We start from the raw sequence: 18,055 nt of genomic DNA, 5'->3' as shown, positions 1-18,055 counted from the left end.
ATGCTCAGCCTTTTGATCTTTTTTCATTCACTTATTAAATCACACAACAATTTATTATGGAACACACATTAGATATACAAGCAAATAAAGTTAAGGAAACAGTTGGAAAACATGTGTTGGCAGACGGTTTCGATTTCGTGATGGATATTGAAAAATCACATGGATCATGGCTTTATGATAAACTTACAGACAGAGAGTACCTGGATATGTTCTCTATGTTTGCATCAGCTTCCATCGGGTACAACCACCCGTATCTTGTAGAAAGATCAGAATGGTTGGGAAAAATGGCTGTCAACAAACCAACATTGGCAGACGTTTATTCAGAAGAATATGCTCACTTTTTAGAAGTATTTGAAAGAGTAGTGATTCCTGAAGAATTACAATATGCTTTCTTTATCGAAGGGGGAACTTTGGGTGTTGAAAATGCATTGAAGGCTTGCTTTGACTGGAAAACACGTAAAAACTTTGAAAAAGGTCTTGATACCGAAGCTGGAATTTGCATTCATTTCAAACAGGCTTTCCATGGTAGAAGTGGTTATACTTTAAGTTTAACAAACACTTCAGATCCTAGGAAATATCAATATTTCCCAATGTTTAAGTGGCCAAGAATCTTAAACCCGAAATTATCATTCCCAATTACAGAAGAGAATCTGGCAGAAACAATCAAAAACGAGCAATTAGCTTTAGTTCAGATTGAAGAAGCAATTCTGATGAATCCTGATAAAGTAGCTTGTATCATCATTGAGCCTATCCAGGCAGAAGGTGGTGACAACCATTTCAGAGATGAATTTTTGTTAGGATTAAGAAAAATCTGTGATGACAATGAAATCTTACTGATATTTGACGAAGTTCAGACAGGTATTGCCATTACAGGAAAAATGTGGGCTTTCCAGCATTTTACAGCAAAGCCGGATATCATTTCTTTCGGTAAAAAAGCTCAGGTTTGCGGGGTGTTAGCCAACAAAGAAAAATTTGACGAAATTCCTAATAACGTTTTCAGAGAAAGTTCAAGAATTAACTCAACATTCGGAGGAAACTTTATTGATATGCTTCGTTTCCAACTGGTAATGGAAGTTATTGAAAAAGAAAATCTTGTTGAAAATGCAAGAGTGGTAGGAGATTTCCTATTAGAAAGCTTAAAAGCAATGGCTGAGAAATATCCTTCAAAAATTTCAAATGCAAGAGGTAGAGGGCTTATGTGTGCCATTGATCTTCCATCCGGAGCAGACAGAAACAAAATGATGACTGAATTATTCAATGATGGATTGATTATTCTTCCATGTGGAGATCAGTCTTTACGTTTCAGACCACATCTGAATGTTACTAAAGAAGAAATTCAGCTAGCATTAGATAAAATTGAGAATAATATTAATAAAATTTAAAAACAAAGATTTGTAATTTTCAAAAAAACATTGTACATTTAGATACTCAAACAATTAGAATATGGAAAGAAGTACGAGAGTGTCAGTTTACGAAAGTGATAACCCTTCAGAAATTCAGTTGGTTAAGTCTAAATTGGATGACGCGCAAATTACAAATAACATCGAAAACAACTATCTGACATTTACCACAACCCCTACAGCAACATCGCTAAAGGTAATGGTGGATCTGGAAGATGAGAAGAAAGCATTTGAAATTATTGATGCTTATCTTCAACAAAGTGAAAATTAATAAAACAATTTCATAATTTTAAATTTTACTACTTCGAACCGAAAATTAATTCTTAATTAATTTTCGGTTTTTTAATTAAATCAATCATTAAATTATTAAAAAATTAAATGTTTAAAAGATGACTTGAAGAACTATTATTTTATATCAGAACCAAAAGTTATATAAACATAAGTTTGTATTAGTCTGATTTGAATTTGACGAAAAGTTTTAGCAGCCTTATGTTATATTTTTAAAGAAGTAAAGAAGAAAATCAATGAAATTGATTCTCATTAGGTGGCGCTTATTCAACGGCGAAGTCGCAACCTTTGCTTACTTAAAATTTTAAGCCTTATAAATAAACCTTTGTGTTAATAAAAATTGGACTTTAGTTAAGATAATAAGAGATAAATAGTTCAGAATTTTACCTTTTTAACTTTATGTTTTTTAATCAAAATCAACAACATGAATCCAGAAATCAAACTAAGAAAATCGGAAATTGAAGACAGAGACATTATTTGGGGAATCATCCAGCAATCCATTGAAAGAAGAAGACAGGACGGAAGTACACAGTGGCAGAATGGCTATCCTAATCTTGGAACCGTAGAGAGTGATATAGCGAAAGGTTTCGGATATGTGCTTACAGTAGACGGGGAAATTGCGGTATACGCCGCTTTGATCCTTAATGATGAACCAGCTTATAGTAAAATTGAAGGCGCATGGCTAAGTGACGGAGAATTTGTAGTGGTACACCGTGTAGCTATTGATGAAAAGTTTGCAGGGCAGGGAATGACTAAAAAGCTTTTCGATCATATAGAAGAATTTACCAGAGCTAATGGAATTCAGAGCATTAAGGTAGATACGAACTATGATAATATTGCTATGCTGAAAATTCTTGAAAGCAAAGGATATTCGTATTGTGGAGAAGTTGTTTTGGCAGACGGACTGAGGAAAGCTTATGAGAAGATTATAATTTAAGCAAAAAGTTAAATCCAATTTCATTGAATTTTTAAACCACCCTGTATTTATAATGTCTATCAGCTTTGTTCGTTTGGTTCTGAACTAATTTTTACTTTTGTTCAAATTTTTATATTATGCACCAAAGTATAGAAATTGATGAAAAAATTTTTCAGGATGCCGTAAAATTCTACGGCACCATTTTCAACCTACCCCCATTAGCTTCGAAAATCTATTCCTACCTTCTTTTTGATTATGAGAAAGTAGGAATTACTTTTGACGAGTTTGTTGAAGTGCTCTCTGCGAGCAAAAGTTCTGTTTCCACTAGTATTTCATTACTATTGAATGCTCAGCTTATCGTAGATCATAACAAGATGGATGAGCGGAAACGGTATTTTTTCATCAATGATGAATACAAAAAGATCCGATTTGAGAAAATTGTCCAGAAAATGCAGGACGAATTAAGACTATTAGATGATTTAAACAATTTTAAAAAAAGTAAAGACGATGGATACAACGAAAGAATAGAAGTTTACAAAGCACTCTTAAATAAAAACATAGAAAATATTCAGGAATCTCTTAATAAACTATAAAATGAATAATAAGCTAGTTATACTTTCCATTGCAGCGCTTTCTCTCACAGCCTGCAAAAAAGAAGCTCCGAAACAGGATGGTGCCAAGCCGTACCCTGTTGTTTCTGTGGAGTCAAAAAATATAGTAGGGTATCAGACGTTTCCGGCTACCATCCAGGGTAGAGTAAACAATGATGTACGTGCTAAAATACAGGGATATATTACCCAGGTATTGGTAGACGAAGGACAATACGTTACCAAAGGGCAGCCTTTGTTCCGGTTGGAAACCAATATTCTTACTGAAAATGCCGCTGCTTCTAAAGCAGGAATCGGGGCTGCTGAATCTACTATTGCCGCCGCACAGGCATCTGTAAATGCTGCCCAGGTTGAAGTGAACAAACTCAAACCTTTGGTTCAGAAAAATATTATCAGTAATGTACAGTTACAATCTGCACAGGCTCAGTTAGCCCAGGCTCAGGCTCAATTACAGCAGGCACATGCTGCGAAAAGACAAGCAGAAGCCAACTATAAAGGAGTAGAAGCCAATATTGAATATTCCATTATTCGTGCACCTATTTCAGGAGTCGTAGGAAGGCTTCCGTTAAAAGTAGGAAGTTTGGTTGGTCCGTCTGATCAGACCCCTCTGACAACAATTTCTGATACTTCTGAAATCTTTGCCTACTTTGCGATGAATGAAAAAGAGTATTTTGATTTCCTTGAAAAATCTCCGGGAGCTTCTATGCCTGAAAAAATTAAAAACTTACCAATGGTTGAGCTCCAGTTAGCCAATGGAAGTCTTTATCCTGAAAAAGGAAGAATTGAAGCCATTACTGGTCAGATTGATCCTACAACGGGTACCATCCAGTTCAGAGTTGGCTTCACTAATGCTCAGAAATTATTAAGCAATGGTAACAGTGGAACGATCAGATTCCCTCAGAATTATGATAATGTTCTTGTTGTTCCTGAAAGTGCTACTTACGAGCAGCAAGGTATTGTATACGTATACAAAATTGAAAAAGGAGATACAGCGAGAAACGTTGTTGTTAATGTTATTGACAGAATCGACAATTTGGCGCTTATCAAATCTGGAGTTAATAAAGGTGAAAGAGTTGTTGCAGCTGGTATCGGAGGTTTGAAACCGGGAACCGCAGTGAAACCAAAGCCAATTAAAATGGATAGTCTTGTTCAATCAATAAAACCGAAATTCTAATGATAAAAAACTTTATTAACAGACCGGTTTTATCTACCGTAATCTCAATCTTGATTGTGATTCTCGGTGTGCTAGGACTGATCTCGTTACCGGTTACACAGTATCCGGATATTGCACCGCCTACAGTAAGCGTTTCTGCGAACTATACAGGAGCCAATGCGGAAACTGTAATGAAAAGTGTGGTAGTCCCTTTGGAAGAGCAGATCAACGGGGTGGAAGGAATGGACTATATCACTTCCTCTGCAGGAAATGATGGTTCTGCACAGATCCAGGTGTTCTTCAAACAAGGAATAGATCCGGATATTGCTGCAGTAAACGTACAGAACCGTGTTGCCAGAGCAACGCCTCTTTTGCCGTCTGAAGTAACCCGTTCAGGGGTTGTAACCCAGAAACAGCAGACCAGTGCCCTGATGTATATGTCTTTCTATTCGGAAAATAAAGATCTTGATGATGTGTATCTTCAGAACTTTCTGAATATCAATATTATTCCAAACCTGAAAAGGGTAAATGGTGTAGGGGATGCCAACGTTTTCGGAGGTAAAAACTATTCCATGAGAATTTGGCTGGATCCTGCAAAAATGGCTGCTTACGGTGTAACTCCTACAGATGTTACTAATGCGATCAATGAGCAGAGTAGAGAAGCTGCTGCCGGTTCTATTGGTCAAAACAGTGGAAGCTCTTTTGAATATATCATCAAATATGTAGGTAAATTCAACGATAAGGAACAGTATGATAATATCATCATCAAATCTCTTGCAAACGGACAAAACCTGATGCTGAAAGACGTTGCTAAGGTAGAATTGGCAGGTCAGTCTTATACAGGAGTGGGTGAGAACGGAAACAATCCTTCCATCAGTATGGGGATCTTCCAGACGCCGGGTTCGAACGCACAGGAGATCATTAAAAATATCAAAACTTATCTGAAATCGGCAGAAAGTACTTTTCCTAAAGGAATTAAATATACTTTCAACTTTGATACCAACGAATTCTTAGAAGCTTCTATTGAAAAGGTAGTGCATACGCTGATCGAAGCTTTCATATTGGTATTTATTGTGGTATATATTTTCCTTCAGGATTTCAGATCTACCCTGATTCCGGCCATCGCGGTTCCGGTATCTATTGTAGGAGCGTTCTTTTTCCTTAATTTATTTGGATATTCATTAAACCTATTAACCTTATTTGCATTGGTACTGGCGATTGGTATTGTGGTGGATGACGCCATTGTCGTCGTCGAGGCTGTGCATGCAAAGATGGAACACGGTATTTCAGATGCTAAAAAAGCCACCGTAGAGGCGATGGATGAGATTACAGGTGCTATTATTTCTATTACTTTGGTAATGGCAGCAGTATTTATCCCTGTGACATTTATTACGGGTCCTACAGGAGTCTTCTACCAACAGTTTGGTATTACCCTGATTATCGCGATCATCATTTCTGCGATTAATGCATTAACGTTGAGTCCTGTTTTATGTTCATTATTCTTAAAGCCACATGCTGAGCACCATAAAGAGTATCAGAACATGAATTTCCTTCAGAAATTCTTCTATAAGTTTAATATTGCTTTTAAAACAACAACAGATCGTTATGGAAGAGGATTTGTATTCTTATTGAGACACAAATGGGTAACCTTAGTGATCTTTGCTGTTACAGGAGGTATTTTATATTGGGCAAGTGGAAGCATGAAGAAAGGTTTCGTACCTACAGAAGACAGAGGGATTATCTTTACCGATGTTCAGCTTCCTCCGGGAGCTTCTATGGAAAGAACTTATAATGCATTGAAAACACTTCAGGCTAAAGCAATGAAAGTTCCGGGAGTACAGAATGTAACGATTTCCACAGGTAGAGGATTCTTATCCGGAAATGGAAGTAACAACGGTCTTGCCTTTGTGAAACTGAAACCATTCGAAGAAAGAAAAAAAGATGGGCAGACGTCTGAAGATATCACCAAAAAATTATTTGGAATTGTAGGAGCTGTTCCTGATGCTAAAGTAGTATTCTTTCAACCGCCAAGTGTACCGGGATTTGGTAGCAGTGCAGGTTTTGAAATGGTATTGCTGGATAAATCAGGTGGAGAATATGTTGACTTGGATAATAAAACCAATGAGTTCATTGGGAAATTGATGGAAAGACCTGAAATTCAGTTCGCACAAACTTCATTCAATACAAAATATCCTCAGTATCAGATGGAAATTAACGTTCCTCTGAGCAAGCAGCTTGGGGTTTCTGTAAATGACATTCTGGCTACCATGCAAGGGTATATCGGGGGTATTTACACAGCTGACTTTACCAAGTATGGAAAACAGTTTAGGGTAATGGTTCAGGCTCTTCCTGAAAACAGAAAGAGCATCGAAAATCTGAACCAGCTCTATATCAGAACAGGTTCAGGGATCATGTCTCCGATTTCACAGTTTGTAACCTTGAAAAAAGCTTATGGACCACAATCTGTAAGCCGTTATAACTTATTTACTTCGGTGAAGGTGACAGGAGCAAACTCTGACGGTTACAGTTCAGGGGATGCTATTGCGGCAGTACAGCAAGTTGCCCATGAAACCCTGAATCAAAACTATGCAGTAGAATTTACCGGATTAACCAGAGAAGAATTAAATTCAGGATCTCAGACCCTTCTGATTTTCGGGCTAAGTTTGGTCTTTGTTTACTTTATCCTTTCTGCACAGTATGAAAGTTATATCCTTCCGCTTATCGTTGTTATCTCTCTTCCTCTTGGGGTAATGGGAGCTTATTTCGGACAGAAGATTATGGGCTTGGAAAATAATATTTATTTCCAGATTGCCCTGATCATGCTCGTCGGATTATTGGCAAAAAATGCGATCCTTATTGTTGAATTTGCAGTCCAGAGAAGACATCATGGTGAAACCATTGTAATGTCTGCCATCAATGCAGCAAAAGCGAGAGTAAGGCCGATTCTGATGACTTCATTTGCCTTTATCTTCGGTTTATTACCATTGGTGTTGGCAAGTGGAATTGGAGCTGTAGGGAACAGATCCATTGCAACGGGAGCAGCCATAGGATTGTTGATAGGTACTATTTTAGGACTTTTTGTAATTCCGGTATTGTATGTGATTTTTGAAACCCTACAGGAAAAAATTAAGCCTATTAAAAAAGAAGATATCAATTTAGCAGAGTAAATTAATTTAGTTTAAGGTTTTGGAGTTAAAGTTAATACTGAAAACCGGAAACCTTAAACTTTTAAATTTCAAATAATGAAAAGTTTAATAAACATCATAAAAGGAATCACTTTCTCAGCGATTATGCTGGGAGCCATCACGTCCTGTATGGCCAGAAAGGAATACGAAAGGCCGAAGAACGTTGTTGACGAAAAGCTTTTCCGTACAGATATGCTTCCTTCAGACAGTACTACTGTTGCTAATGTTTCCTGGAAGGAAATCTTTACAGATCCCTTGCTTCAAGGACATATTTCAAAGGCTTTAGATAATAATCTGGATATCAGAATTGCTTTACAGAGTATCACTTCTGCAGAAGCTTACCTTAAACAAAGTAAGGCAGCCTATGCACCAACCCTTTCGGTTGGACCCAATTATACTTTCCAGACCCAGTCTATCAATACTCAGTTTGGGCAGATCATTGGAGAAAGACGTTATGTTAATCAGTTTGACATTACTGCAAGTTTAGGTTGGGAAGCAGATATATGGGGGAAAATGAAAGCACAGGAAAAAGCACAGTTAGCGGCTTATTTAGGAACTGTTGCTGCTCATAAAGCGGTAAAAAGCAGTCTTGTTTCTTCCATTGCTTCTGCATATTATCAGTTGCTGACATTTGATGCTCAAAAGAAGATCATTACAGAAACCATTGGAATTCGTGAAAAGAACCTGGAAACAACAAAAGCACTGAAAGCTTCCGGAACCCTTACAGAAGTTGCCGTACAGCAGAGTGAAGCCCTTGTATTCAATGCAAAATCTTTATTGATTGATATCGATACACAGATTCAATTACTGGAAAACACCATGAGTCTTTTAATGGGAGAGCCATCACATACTATTGAAAGATCTACATTGGAAGGTCAGAATCTTCCAATTGATCTTAAGCTGGGTTACCCGGCTCAATTATTGGCCAACCGTCCGGATGTCATGAGAGCAGAATACAACTTAATGAATGCTTTTGAGCTGACCAATGCTGCAAAAGCACAGTTTTATCCTACCTTAAAGCTTACAGGAACGGGAGGACTTCAGTCTGTAGATATTGATCACCTGTTCAATGTGAATTCATTATTCGCAAATGTGGTAGCAGGATTAGCCCAGCCTATTCTGAATAAAAGAACTATTAAGACCAACTATGATGTGAGTCTTGCCAATCAGGAGACAGCATATCTGAACTTCAGAAAAACAGTTCTTACAGCAGGAAAAGAAGTTTCTGATGCCATCAGAGTCTTCTCTGTTCAGGATTCTTTCATAGACTTAAAGCAAAAAGAACTGGATGCCTACAAAAAATCAGTAGATTATTCCCAGGAATTGGTTAACTACGGTATGGCCAATTATCTTGAAGTGTTGAATGCCAGTGTGAATTCATTGAATGCAGAACTTAATATTTCTAATGCGAGATATAACAAAATGAAAGCTGCCGTTGAACTGTATCAGGCTCTTGGTGGAGGCTGGAAATAATACGGTTTTATAATAATTTAATGAAAACGTGTATCAGTAATGATGCACGTTTTTTGCTTTTAAAAGAAAGAACTGGAGATTGGGAAGAAGGGAAGTCTCTTAATCAAGTAACGAAAAACATTGCTGTTTCCTAGCATTAACGCTATGATATTGTTGCCAATATTTCCATGGCCTTTTTTTCTTTATTGGATATTGTTTTTAAAATCCCTGATGCTTCTTGAATATATTTAAAATCTTTTGTCTGACTAATCTTTTCAAATAACTTGGCCACCGTTGTCCAGTCTTCTGCAATTTCTGTAAATGTTTTAAATCCTGTTTCTAATTGATCAAGCTCAAACAGTTCACTACTTTCTTTCAGGAAATCTTTATAAAGGTTTCTGAACATGGCACCACCTGTTCCAGCTTTCTCCATCATCATCGCAGAAAGTCCAAATTCGCCTTCAATATCTTTACTGGTCTTAAACCATTTAACAATTTCATTGCTTGTTTTCAAAATACCTTTATATGAAATATTGGTGATAGGTGGATGCAGATATTCAGTAGCATTGTTTTTGATAGCTGTTAAAATTGCTTTTTTTAGATCAAATGGCTGATCCTTTTTCTTTAAAATATAATACATATTTTTAGAAGCCATAGGCCCTTTTTCAGCTCTTGCCAAAGACAAACTTTCCAGAGAGGTTTGTACTAGACTGCCTTGCTGCTGAGTATCTACAAGGAATGCATTTTGTGTATCATAACCATATATAGCAGCATAATGCCCTGCAAAATGAAAAGGATTAGAAAAATATTCGAGATGATAGCAATCCATTTTTAATCCAACGGCATGCCCATTGTCAATAAGTTCTTTTACAGAGGTCCATGCCTTTTGCGTGGAAGAAGTTTCCTTAGCCGTTAGCTCCAGATTAAGATTTCTGGCTATATTCTGGGTTAGTATATCCGGTTTTACTCTTCCACCCATGAATGGAAAGTCCATGGTCTTCATATTCCAATAGATAAAACCCAGTCCTTCACCCAATCCAAAAAGCATAGGTTCGGAAAGCTCAATTCCAAGCTGTAATAATAAAGTTCCTGTTGCAGTAGTTTCACAATGTTGTCCTTTGAATGGTTTTAAATTCTCTATTATCATTTCTATGTGGGGCAATAATTTATTTAGATCAAGAAAATTACATAAATAACCTGAAATACAGAAATTATGAGTTTGATATTCAGGGATATTTGATAAAGGATATTATTTTTAATCTATGTTAAATTTTTTTAAAAACCGATTTCAATTTGCATATATGTATTTAACTACGTAGTTTTATACTTTAAAAATCAACCACTATGAAATTGCAGATTCAACCCATAGGAAATGCTTACTCGGAACGACTTATTGATCTGATCCTGACTATTCAGCAAAAAGAGTTTAATATTCCCATTACAGTAGAAGATCAGCCAGATCTGAAGCAGATAGACAGTTTTTATCATGATGCAGGTGGAAACTTTTGGGGCGCTTTTATAGATGGCAAGCTGGTAGGTTCAATTGCTTTGGTAAAATTTGATGAAAGAGCGGGAGCAATAAGAAAGATGTTTGTAAAAAAAGATTTCAGAGGCAGAGAGTTGAATATTGCTCAGATCCTGCTCGAAATTTTAATTGCTTTCTGCCGTGAAAATAAAATTGATGACCTATATTTGGGAACAATAAAGGTATTAAAGGCAGCTCAACGTTTTTATGAAAGAAATGATTTTGAGAAGATAAAAAAGGAGACCCTTCCGGAACGTTTCCCATTAATGAGTGCTGACGATATTTTTTATCACTTACATATTAACTGAATATGAATGTTATCAACGAAGCAGGAATTCTTGCGATATCCACAAGACTCCATCGCCTCAGTGAACAGCTGAGAAAAGATGGAGCACTTATCTATAAAGCCTTTGGGATTGATTTTGAACTCAAATGGTTCCCTGTCATTTATACTATTTACCAAAAGGAATTGGCCAGTGTTGTAGAAATTGCCAATGAAATAGGATATACCCATCCATCCACCATTACACTTCTCAAAGAATTGGAAAAACAGGAGCTGATAGAATGGAAAAAAGACAACCAGGATGAACGTAAAAGACTATTTAATCTTACTTCCAAAGGAAAAGAGCTTATTGAAAAGATGAAACCGGTATGGGAACTGATGTCACAAATATTAGGAGAAATTTCTGATAATCAGAATAACTTGTTGGCAGCTATTGATGAAGCAGAAGAAAAAATTGCCAATCAGTCTTTTTATCAAAGAGCATTGCAACTTAAAAATTCAAAGTAAAGCGAAGGATATTTTCTGAACTTTTTATAGAGATTTTTAACTAAAATTTAACATCCATGTTACTGATAATCTGATGGTAACATGGGTATTTTTGTTTAGCAGTTATTGCAAAGCCCTGCTGAAAAGGCATTGCAAAATTCAATGTCGTAGTTCTACTACAATTTTTTAAATAAACGGTAATTCATTTTGATGTGAATATTTAAGGTTATATATTGCATTACCAAAATCACTAAAAAATCTTATGAAAAAATACCGAAATCAACCCATTTTTAAAGTATTCCTAACTTAAAGTGGAATTTATTTTCTGAAAAATTCCAACTGCACCCATCTCAGATCAATCATAAAAAAGCTTGTTCAAGAGGCCGTTGCAAGCAACAGATTGATTCTTTGAACTGAAGGGTCTCACCTGTAAAGGTTGAATATCCAATTAAGTCATACACCAAAAAAAATATGTCATGTTTCAGGAACAGAATGATCTTCCCAAGCAGGAAATAGATTCAGACAAGACAGGGTTTGTAAACAAAATCCAAGACAATAAAAAGATCAAAGAAGTAAAGAAAGCTGCTTCAAAAGTAAATAATGCAGCCAATGTGATGAATACAGGGAAACAATTCCTGAATCAGCCATTATTACCCAATGAACCTTCCATTATTAAAGAAAAGCTTTGGGCAAAACAGCCTACTTCCAAAATATTTAATGCAGACAGTATTCCGGAAAGTGCTATCGCAGGAATCAACCGAGTCGTAAAGCTTGATATCCATGTGGAAGGTAAACCTATTAAATATTTCAAACACTTTAAACTTACTCAAAGTGCTACTAAGCATCATGAGTTTGAGCTTATTCTTGCCCACGATACTTTAGGAAGTGCAGAAAATCATAACCTTGAAGAAGTGCAAAATTTTCTGGGAAAAAGAATTACTATTGTTTTCAAATATAAAGATGTTGAAGGGGGAGCTGAACGAAACTTTGTAGGAGTGATTACGGAAGTCGGATTTAGCCAGGAAAAAGGAAGTTTGGGCAATCTTATTTTATCAGGTTTCAGTCCAACGATTTTGTTAGATGCAGCTCCTCACATCCAAAGTTTTGGCGGGGGAAAACCTATCAGTTTAAATAGTATTGCCAATGAAGTCATTAAAGAAGGATTGGGGCAGGGAAAATTTGATTTCAGGGTAGATGCCCGCCACGGCAATGTATCTTACAGTTCTCAATATGGAGAAACACATTATAACTATTTGGCAAGAATGGCTGAAGCCTACGGGGAACAATTTTTCTATGATGGAGAAGTTTTACATTTCGGACAGCTGCCACCACAAGAAAAACCTGTCTTGCTGACCTATGGCAGTAATCTGACCGATGTTAAAATTAAAATGAAAGCTCAGCATGTGAATCCGTCATTCTATGGATATAACAGTAGTAAAAATGAAAAGTTTAAAGGCGGCAGTTCAAAAATAACCCATACTTCAGATATTGCTAAAAGAGCTTATGAAATTTCTGAAAAAACTTTTCAAACCCCATCTTTAAGAGTAGCTCCCATCAAAGCTTCATCTTTTATGGATATTGACGCTTCTCAGAAAGGGACAGCAGGAAGCAATGCTTCACAAGTTTTCATTACTTCCGGAAATACGACAGTTCCATTTCTTTATCCGGGATGTATTGCGGACATTCAAATGCGTAAAACAGATACCAACGATACTTCTTATTTTACAAAATTAATGCTCATAGAGGTAACCCATCAAGTAGATGCCCGCGGGTATTATGACGGATCTTTCCAGGCGATAGCTTCTGATACCGGATATATTCCAAGACCGGAATTTATTGTTCCTGTGGCAGAACCTCAGTTTGGAAAAGTAATTTCCAATACCGATCCTGATAATCAAGGCCGTGTACAGGTTCAGCTTGACTGGCAGAATGGACAGGACACTACCGAGTTTATCCGTGTCATGTCTCCGGATGCCGGAAGCAGTGATAAAGTAGGTAAAAATCGTGGTTTTATGTCTATTCCTGAAGTAGGAGATCAGGTCATTGTCAATTTTGTTCACCTTCATCCGGATCGTCCTTTTGTGATGGGCGGAATGTATCATGGCGGGATAGGAGCCGGTGGTGGAGCTGGTAATAATGTCATGAGCTTTAGTGGGCGAAGTGGTGCAGAACTGAAATATGATAATGGGGCTGGATCTATGAATCTTAAAGATCAAGGGGGGGCCAATATGTTCTTTGATGGAGCAGGAAATGCAACTACAAATGCCAATAAGAATAAGGAAGTAAACGTAGGGAATGATAATACTGTAAGAGCAGGAAATACCAATATGATCAACGTAGCTGATGCTTCGGTTCTTCAGATGGATAAAACAGGAAAAGTATCTCTTACGGCCAATACAGAATTTAAAATTGTGGTGGGAGCCAGTACTGTTATTATTGATAAAGAGGGGAAAATCACCATCAACGGAAAAGAAATTAAAGTAGATGCCAAAGAAAGTCTGGATCTTTCAGGAAAAGACAGCACTAAAATAGGGGGTAAAAATGTAGTGATGACAGGAGGGGATGAAGTACAAGTTAACAGTAAAAAAGTAAATATTAATAAGTAGAAGAATGGAGATTGGAAAAGAATACCTCTACAATACTGCTATTACCGGAAAAACCAAAGTACACAGTCTGGACAGCAATTATAAGATCAATATCAAAACATCAGTAATTTATAAAGGAAAAGATCTGGATGAAGATTATCATATTTTTGAAATCACAGAGACAGATTATGCCTTAGAAATGTATGAAGATCCGTTAATTGTTCAGATTACTGAAATGACCAATAAAGTATGCAGCATCTACAATACACTGGAAGTCGGGATCAATAAAAAAGGAGAAATTGCTAAAATCTATAACGGTGACATGATCCGTGATAAGTGGAAAGAGGTAAAAGAATGGCTCACGAATGCTCATCCTATTGAAGCTTATGAAATTATCAGGGCTAAGGAATATGAATTAACTAATGAAGAAATGGAAATAAAAAGCATACGCTACATCCATTTTATCTATCAGTTCTTTTATATTTTTGGGAAAGAGCCCATGCAGGAAGGGTCTAAAAGTTATCTTAAAAGAGAAGATATGGACCGGTTTGGCGCTGGCATTGTAATCCCTATTAATCTTTCCGTATCGGAAAGACAGACGGAGCAAGGTTTCGATGAATGGAACGCAGAAGGAAAGATGATCCGTGACGAAAAAATGATCCGAAGGTTACGGGAATTTGCAAAAGACAATTTTATGCATCCCGAATATCAAGTAAAAGGAAAATACCTGTATGATAACCGGATATTGTTAAAATCTGATTTTACCATTACCGAAAAGTTGGGTGAATTTTTCTATTATCATTGTTATATGGATACTCATTTAGAATTGTAACATTATGGAAGATGAACAGTATCTTACCGAAAAACATTATCTGGTTTGCGATAAAGGAGTAGCCCCGAAGCAAATGAAAGTTACCAGTCAGGATTTTGTAACCTTCAGTGGAGACAAAGCCGCTACAGAGCTGGATACCCTGAAAGGCAATAACTTTGTCTGCCTTGGAAGTGTTGCTTTTATGGCAGGAGCCGTAGCTGGAATTGCTGTGGGGATTTGTGCCATGATTCCTGGACCCGGCTGGCTGGTTGCCGCCATTATTGCCGCTGCTATTTTGGCTGCAGTTGCTATCGGACTCATAAAATGTAAAGCTGCAGCTTCCCAAAGAGTCTGGACTAATACCTCTCAAAAATTTGCTATACAGGATCATAAAACACTTACCCTTTCATCCATTATGGTTTGTCCGGCAGAAGGTGGAACTATAACAGCCAAAGAAACCGTTTGGGAAGCGTGGGGGAGTGCTGCCCTTACCAACCTGGGACATGTTGCCAACTTTGCTTTTGGATTTCTTGCCGGGAGAGGAGCTACAGGAATGGTTACCGGAGCGGGTTCGGCGGCAGCTGGAGCTACCACTTTAAGGGAAGGAGCCTCCAGATTTGCGACAGCCTTTGGACAGCAGTTTATGAATACAGCACGAAAAGAATTAATAGAACAGTTTACTTTTAAAGGATTTAAAAATGCTTCACTATTTTGTAAAACCATGCGTGGACTGGGAATTGGCGGAGCTTATTACGACCAGTATAATATCTGGAGCAGTGATAAAGACGTCCTTGAAAAACTGAAAGACAGTGGTGTAAGCCTTGTATTGGGAATTTTTGCTGCCCATGGAGCTACCCTGGTGTGTTTTCCGGAAGGAACCAAAGTTCACACCCCAGATGGAACGCAGAATATCGAAGATCTTTATGAAGATGACCTCGTCTTAACGTATAACGAAATAACAAAACAACAAGAATATAAACCTATCCTTATAAAGCATGAAAGATTTACCCAGCAAATGCTTTCTTTGGAATTACCCACTGGAGAATTTGTACGGGTAACTCCTGAACATAGGTTTTTCTGTAATGATGAATGGATAGAAGCCGGAAGTCTGAAAGCAGGAGATTTATTACATTTAAAAGGTGGAGATTATACAACAGTTATCAGCGTGGAAGTCTTGCCACATTACGAAAAAGTTTATAATTTTGATATTGAAGATAATGAAAACTATTATGTAACTGAGGATGGAATTCTGGTGCATAATGGGTATAAACCAGAAGCAGGAAGTCCTGAGCATAGAGCTCAAGCGTGGGAGGATTACCAAGAACGAGGAGGAGAATGGAGTAAAGATAGATGGGACAAAACTTATGATGCCAATATGCAAAATGCAAACAAAGGGAATGCAGCAGCAGATAGTTATCATAATGAATTAGGTTGGGGAGCTCGAGAACAAACCGTTAAAGTGAAAATTGATGGAGAAGAAGTTAATAGAAGGTTAGATATTGCAGACGTAGACGCCAAAATGGGAGTTGAAGTAAAATCAGGAAACTATTTTTCCAGAACAGATGATATTAAATACGAAATATTAAGAGATAAACAGCTCGTTAAGGATGGCTGGGATATTGAATGGAGAATAGAAGGAGGAGCTAGCCAACCATTGATAGACGAATTAAAGGCTGCAGGAATCAAAGTTACACACATTAAATAATTATATAACTTATGTCATATACACAAGAAAACTTTCAGGAATGGATTTTTTTCATTGGTGAAAAAATGGATTCATTTACAGAAGGGTTTGCACAAGAAAATAATCTTAATCTGGATTACAGCATCAAATCATTAGATGAATTAGAGAAATGGATTATCAATAACTATCCATCGATTAATAATTTAAAAGAAGATACTAAAATGTTAGACCTTCTTACCATTTATATTGGAGAAACATTTCGAAAACATTTAGGAGGCAAATGGGTGATGGATACGGAGGATCAGGAAAATGCTTATTATATGATGCCGGTTCTTACAAGTCCTGATTATAAAGGTGAAGTATATAAAGCTCCAAGAACTTTCGCAACAGCTTCCATCCCAAGAAAAAAAGGAAATTATATCAGCACAATTTTAAAGAATAATATGGAAGATATGGCAATTCCTATTAATGAATAAAGGATGCTCTGAAATCTAAAACTAATAGTTAATTATAACAAAAAGGAAGTGTTTTAAACATTTCCTTTTTATATTCAATAGGGGTATAATTTTGATATTACAGCCTCAAAAGCCATAAATTATGCCTGGGAAATATAGATGATAGGACTAAGAGAGGATTTCTGTTTTAAATACAGTTTATCATCTTCCGTGAGTTCCTTGGTTTCAAGTCCAATCCCATTCCATGGTTTTCCGTTATTCTTTCTGTTAGCGAATTCCACTGATTCAATTTTAATTTTTTTATGAAGTCCGAATACCGTTAAATCCATCCATTGTCCTGGATGGATTTCCCCTTCTATGATTTCCCCAAGCAGATAAAAACCTCTTCCTGTAAGCTGAAACATATTGTCAACCTTAAACTTAGCAGTAATATGATGCCAGTTGTATCCACAATATCTGCATTGTTTTGCATAAGGAGTACGAGCCAGCTTATGACATTGAGGACAATTTTTTTCTGATGATTCGGTCATTATCCGTTGTGCTACATTGAGCTCAAATTCATCATAACCATTTTTGAGAAAAGCAGCAATTTCAGGATTAGAACTTATCCACCCTTTCTCTGTCAGTATTCTTCTCATTTCAGGATTATTGGATGTTTTATAGGTGTACATATGATAGTTCAATGCTAATTTTTCATCCTTAGTCATCAGGTTTCTGAAATAGGTGATGATATAATTTTTCGTCTCTTTGTCCATTACACTGTAGAAATGATTTTTAGTTTTGTCTAATTTATTATTTTTCCCAAGAAAATATCTGATAATAATGATAGTAATGATTTTTAATTCAGATGGAAAGCAATAAGATAAGATTAATTTTTCATAATAAATCTATAATAAGTGATTTTTATTATTAATTATTCTTATATTAGTGAAATATTATTTTTTGAATAATATTTAATTATTAATACCAAATTAACAAAATTATGAACACAAAAAAAACAATGCTAAAAAATGCAAAAAGACTAGGAAAAATTCAGTTAAAAACAATTAAAGGAGGGGCGGCTGACTGTGACAGATACCTATGCTTTGTTTTAGGTATAAAAGAGGATGGTACTATAGGACAAATTGTTACTGAAATATCAGCTGCGGAAATACCAGCTTGTCAAGCTAAAAAAGGATATAGAGGGCATGTATCTCTTTGCAATCCTGGAATATAATTTTAAAA

The 18,055-nt window shown here is 36.5% G+C and carries 16 protein-coding genes; 14 read left to right on the top strand and 2 right to left on the bottom strand.

Features of this window, described 5'->3' with window-relative positions; translation table 11 throughout:
* The first annotated feature begins 56 nt into the window (after positions 1–56).
* The 7 genes from lat (at position 57) to AC3HD6_RS11170 (ending at position 9,023) form a co-directional block, all read left to right on the top strand.
* A complete protein-coding gene (gene lat / locus AC3HD6_RS11200; protein WP_488896413.1) occupies positions 57–1,382 on the top strand; it encodes an L-lysine 6-transaminase in 1,326 nt (441 codons plus the stop codon).
* Positions 1,383–1,443: 61 nt separating this feature from the next.
* A complete protein-coding gene (locus AC3HD6_RS11195) occupies positions 1,444–1,671 on the top strand; it encodes a DUF2007 domain-containing protein (RefSeq protein WP_488896412.1) in 228 nt (75 codons plus the stop codon).
* Positions 1,672–2,112: 441 nt separating this feature from the next.
* Entirely contained in the window at positions 2,113–2,625 is a 513-nt protein-coding gene (locus tag AC3HD6_RS11190) for a GNAT family N-acetyltransferase (protein WP_488896411.1), read from the top strand.
* Between the two features lie 116 nt (positions 2,626–2,741).
* A complete protein-coding gene (locus AC3HD6_RS11185) occupies positions 2,742–3,197 on the top strand; it encodes a transcriptional regulator (RefSeq protein ID WP_068943164.1) in 456 nt (151 codons plus the stop codon).
* Position 3,198: 1 nt separating this feature from the next.
* Positions 3,199–4,386, top strand: a complete 1,188-nt coding sequence (locus AC3HD6_RS11180; protein WP_488896410.1) for an efflux RND transporter periplasmic adaptor subunit — start codon at positions 3,199–3,201, stop codon at positions 4,384–4,386.
* Positions 4,386–7,532: an efflux RND transporter permease subunit gene (locus tag AC3HD6_RS11175; protein WP_488896409.1), complete on the top strand. Its 3,147-nt coding sequence runs from the start codon at positions 4,386–4,388 to the stop codon at positions 7,530–7,532. Before AC3HD6_RS11180 ends, AC3HD6_RS11175 begins: the two co-directional genes overlap by 1 nt.
* Before the next feature lie 75 nt (positions 7,533–7,607).
* A complete protein-coding gene (locus AC3HD6_RS11170) occupies positions 7,608–9,023 on the top strand; it encodes an efflux transporter outer membrane subunit (RefSeq protein WP_488896408.1) in 1,416 nt (471 codons plus the stop codon).
* A gap of 142 nt (positions 9,024–9,165) precedes the next feature.
* Here AC3HD6_RS11170 and AC3HD6_RS11165 read toward each other — a convergent pair whose 3' ends face one another.
* The gene (locus tag AC3HD6_RS11165) at positions 9,166–10,149 is read right to left on the bottom strand and encodes a BtrH N-terminal domain-containing protein (RefSeq protein ID WP_488896407.1); all 984 of its coding nucleotides are present in this window, start codon (positions 10,147–10,149) and stop codon (positions 9,166–9,168) included.
* A 197-nt stretch (positions 10,150–10,346) separates the two neighbouring features.
* Between AC3HD6_RS11165 and AC3HD6_RS11160 the strand changes: the two genes are divergently transcribed.
* From AC3HD6_RS11160 to AC3HD6_RS11135, 6 genes are all read left to right on the top strand, one after another.
* Positions 10,347–10,835 (top strand): GNAT family N-acetyltransferase, encoded by a 489-nt coding sequence (locus AC3HD6_RS11160; RefSeq protein WP_488896406.1) that lies wholly within the window; start codon positions 10,347–10,349, stop codon positions 10,833–10,835.
* 2 nt (positions 10,836–10,837) lie between these two features.
* A complete protein-coding gene (locus tag AC3HD6_RS11155; RefSeq protein WP_488896405.1) occupies positions 10,838–11,317 on the top strand; it encodes a MarR family winged helix-turn-helix transcriptional regulator in 480 nt (159 codons plus the stop codon).
* Positions 11,318–11,772: 455 nt separating this feature from the next.
* Positions 11,773–13,902, top strand: a complete 2,130-nt coding sequence (locus AC3HD6_RS11150; protein WP_488896404.1) for a type VI secretion system Vgr family protein — start codon at positions 11,773–11,775, stop codon at positions 13,900–13,902.
* A 4-nt stretch (positions 13,903–13,906) separates the two neighbouring features.
* Positions 13,907–14,713 carry a hypothetical protein gene (locus tag AC3HD6_RS11145; protein ID WP_488896403.1) on the top strand — a complete coding sequence of 269 codons (807 nt, stop codon included), beginning with the start codon at positions 13,907–13,909 and terminating at the stop codon, positions 14,711–14,713.
* Positions 14,714–14,717: 4 nt separating this feature from the next.
* Complete coding sequence (locus AC3HD6_RS11140) at positions 14,718–16,397, top strand: Hint domain-containing protein (RefSeq protein ID WP_488896402.1); 1,680 nt, start codon at positions 14,718–14,720, stop codon at positions 16,395–16,397.
* A gap of 11 nt (positions 16,398–16,408) precedes the next feature.
* The gene (locus tag AC3HD6_RS11135) at positions 16,409–16,852 is read left to right on the top strand and encodes a hypothetical protein (RefSeq protein WP_488896401.1); all 444 of its coding nucleotides are present in this window, start codon (positions 16,409–16,411) and stop codon (positions 16,850–16,852) included.
* A 119-nt stretch (positions 16,853–16,971) separates the two neighbouring features.
* Here AC3HD6_RS11135 and AC3HD6_RS11130 read toward each other — a convergent pair whose 3' ends face one another.
* Positions 16,972–17,586 (bottom strand): hypothetical protein, encoded by a 615-nt coding sequence (locus tag AC3HD6_RS11130; protein WP_488896400.1) that lies wholly within the window; start codon positions 17,584–17,586, stop codon positions 16,972–16,974.
* Between the two features lie 227 nt (positions 17,587–17,813).
* Between AC3HD6_RS11130 and AC3HD6_RS11125 the strand changes: the two genes are divergently transcribed.
* Complete coding sequence (locus tag AC3HD6_RS11125) at positions 17,814–18,047, top strand: hypothetical protein (protein WP_488896399.1); 234 nt, start codon at positions 17,814–17,816, stop codon at positions 18,045–18,047.
* Positions 18,048–18,055 lie beyond the last annotated feature (8 nt).

This window comes from Chryseobacterium sp. II3a (assembly GCF_057815135.1).
The sequence above is the reverse complement of the archived record's forward strand: the minus strand, read 5'-3'. Positions and strand labels throughout refer to the sequence as shown.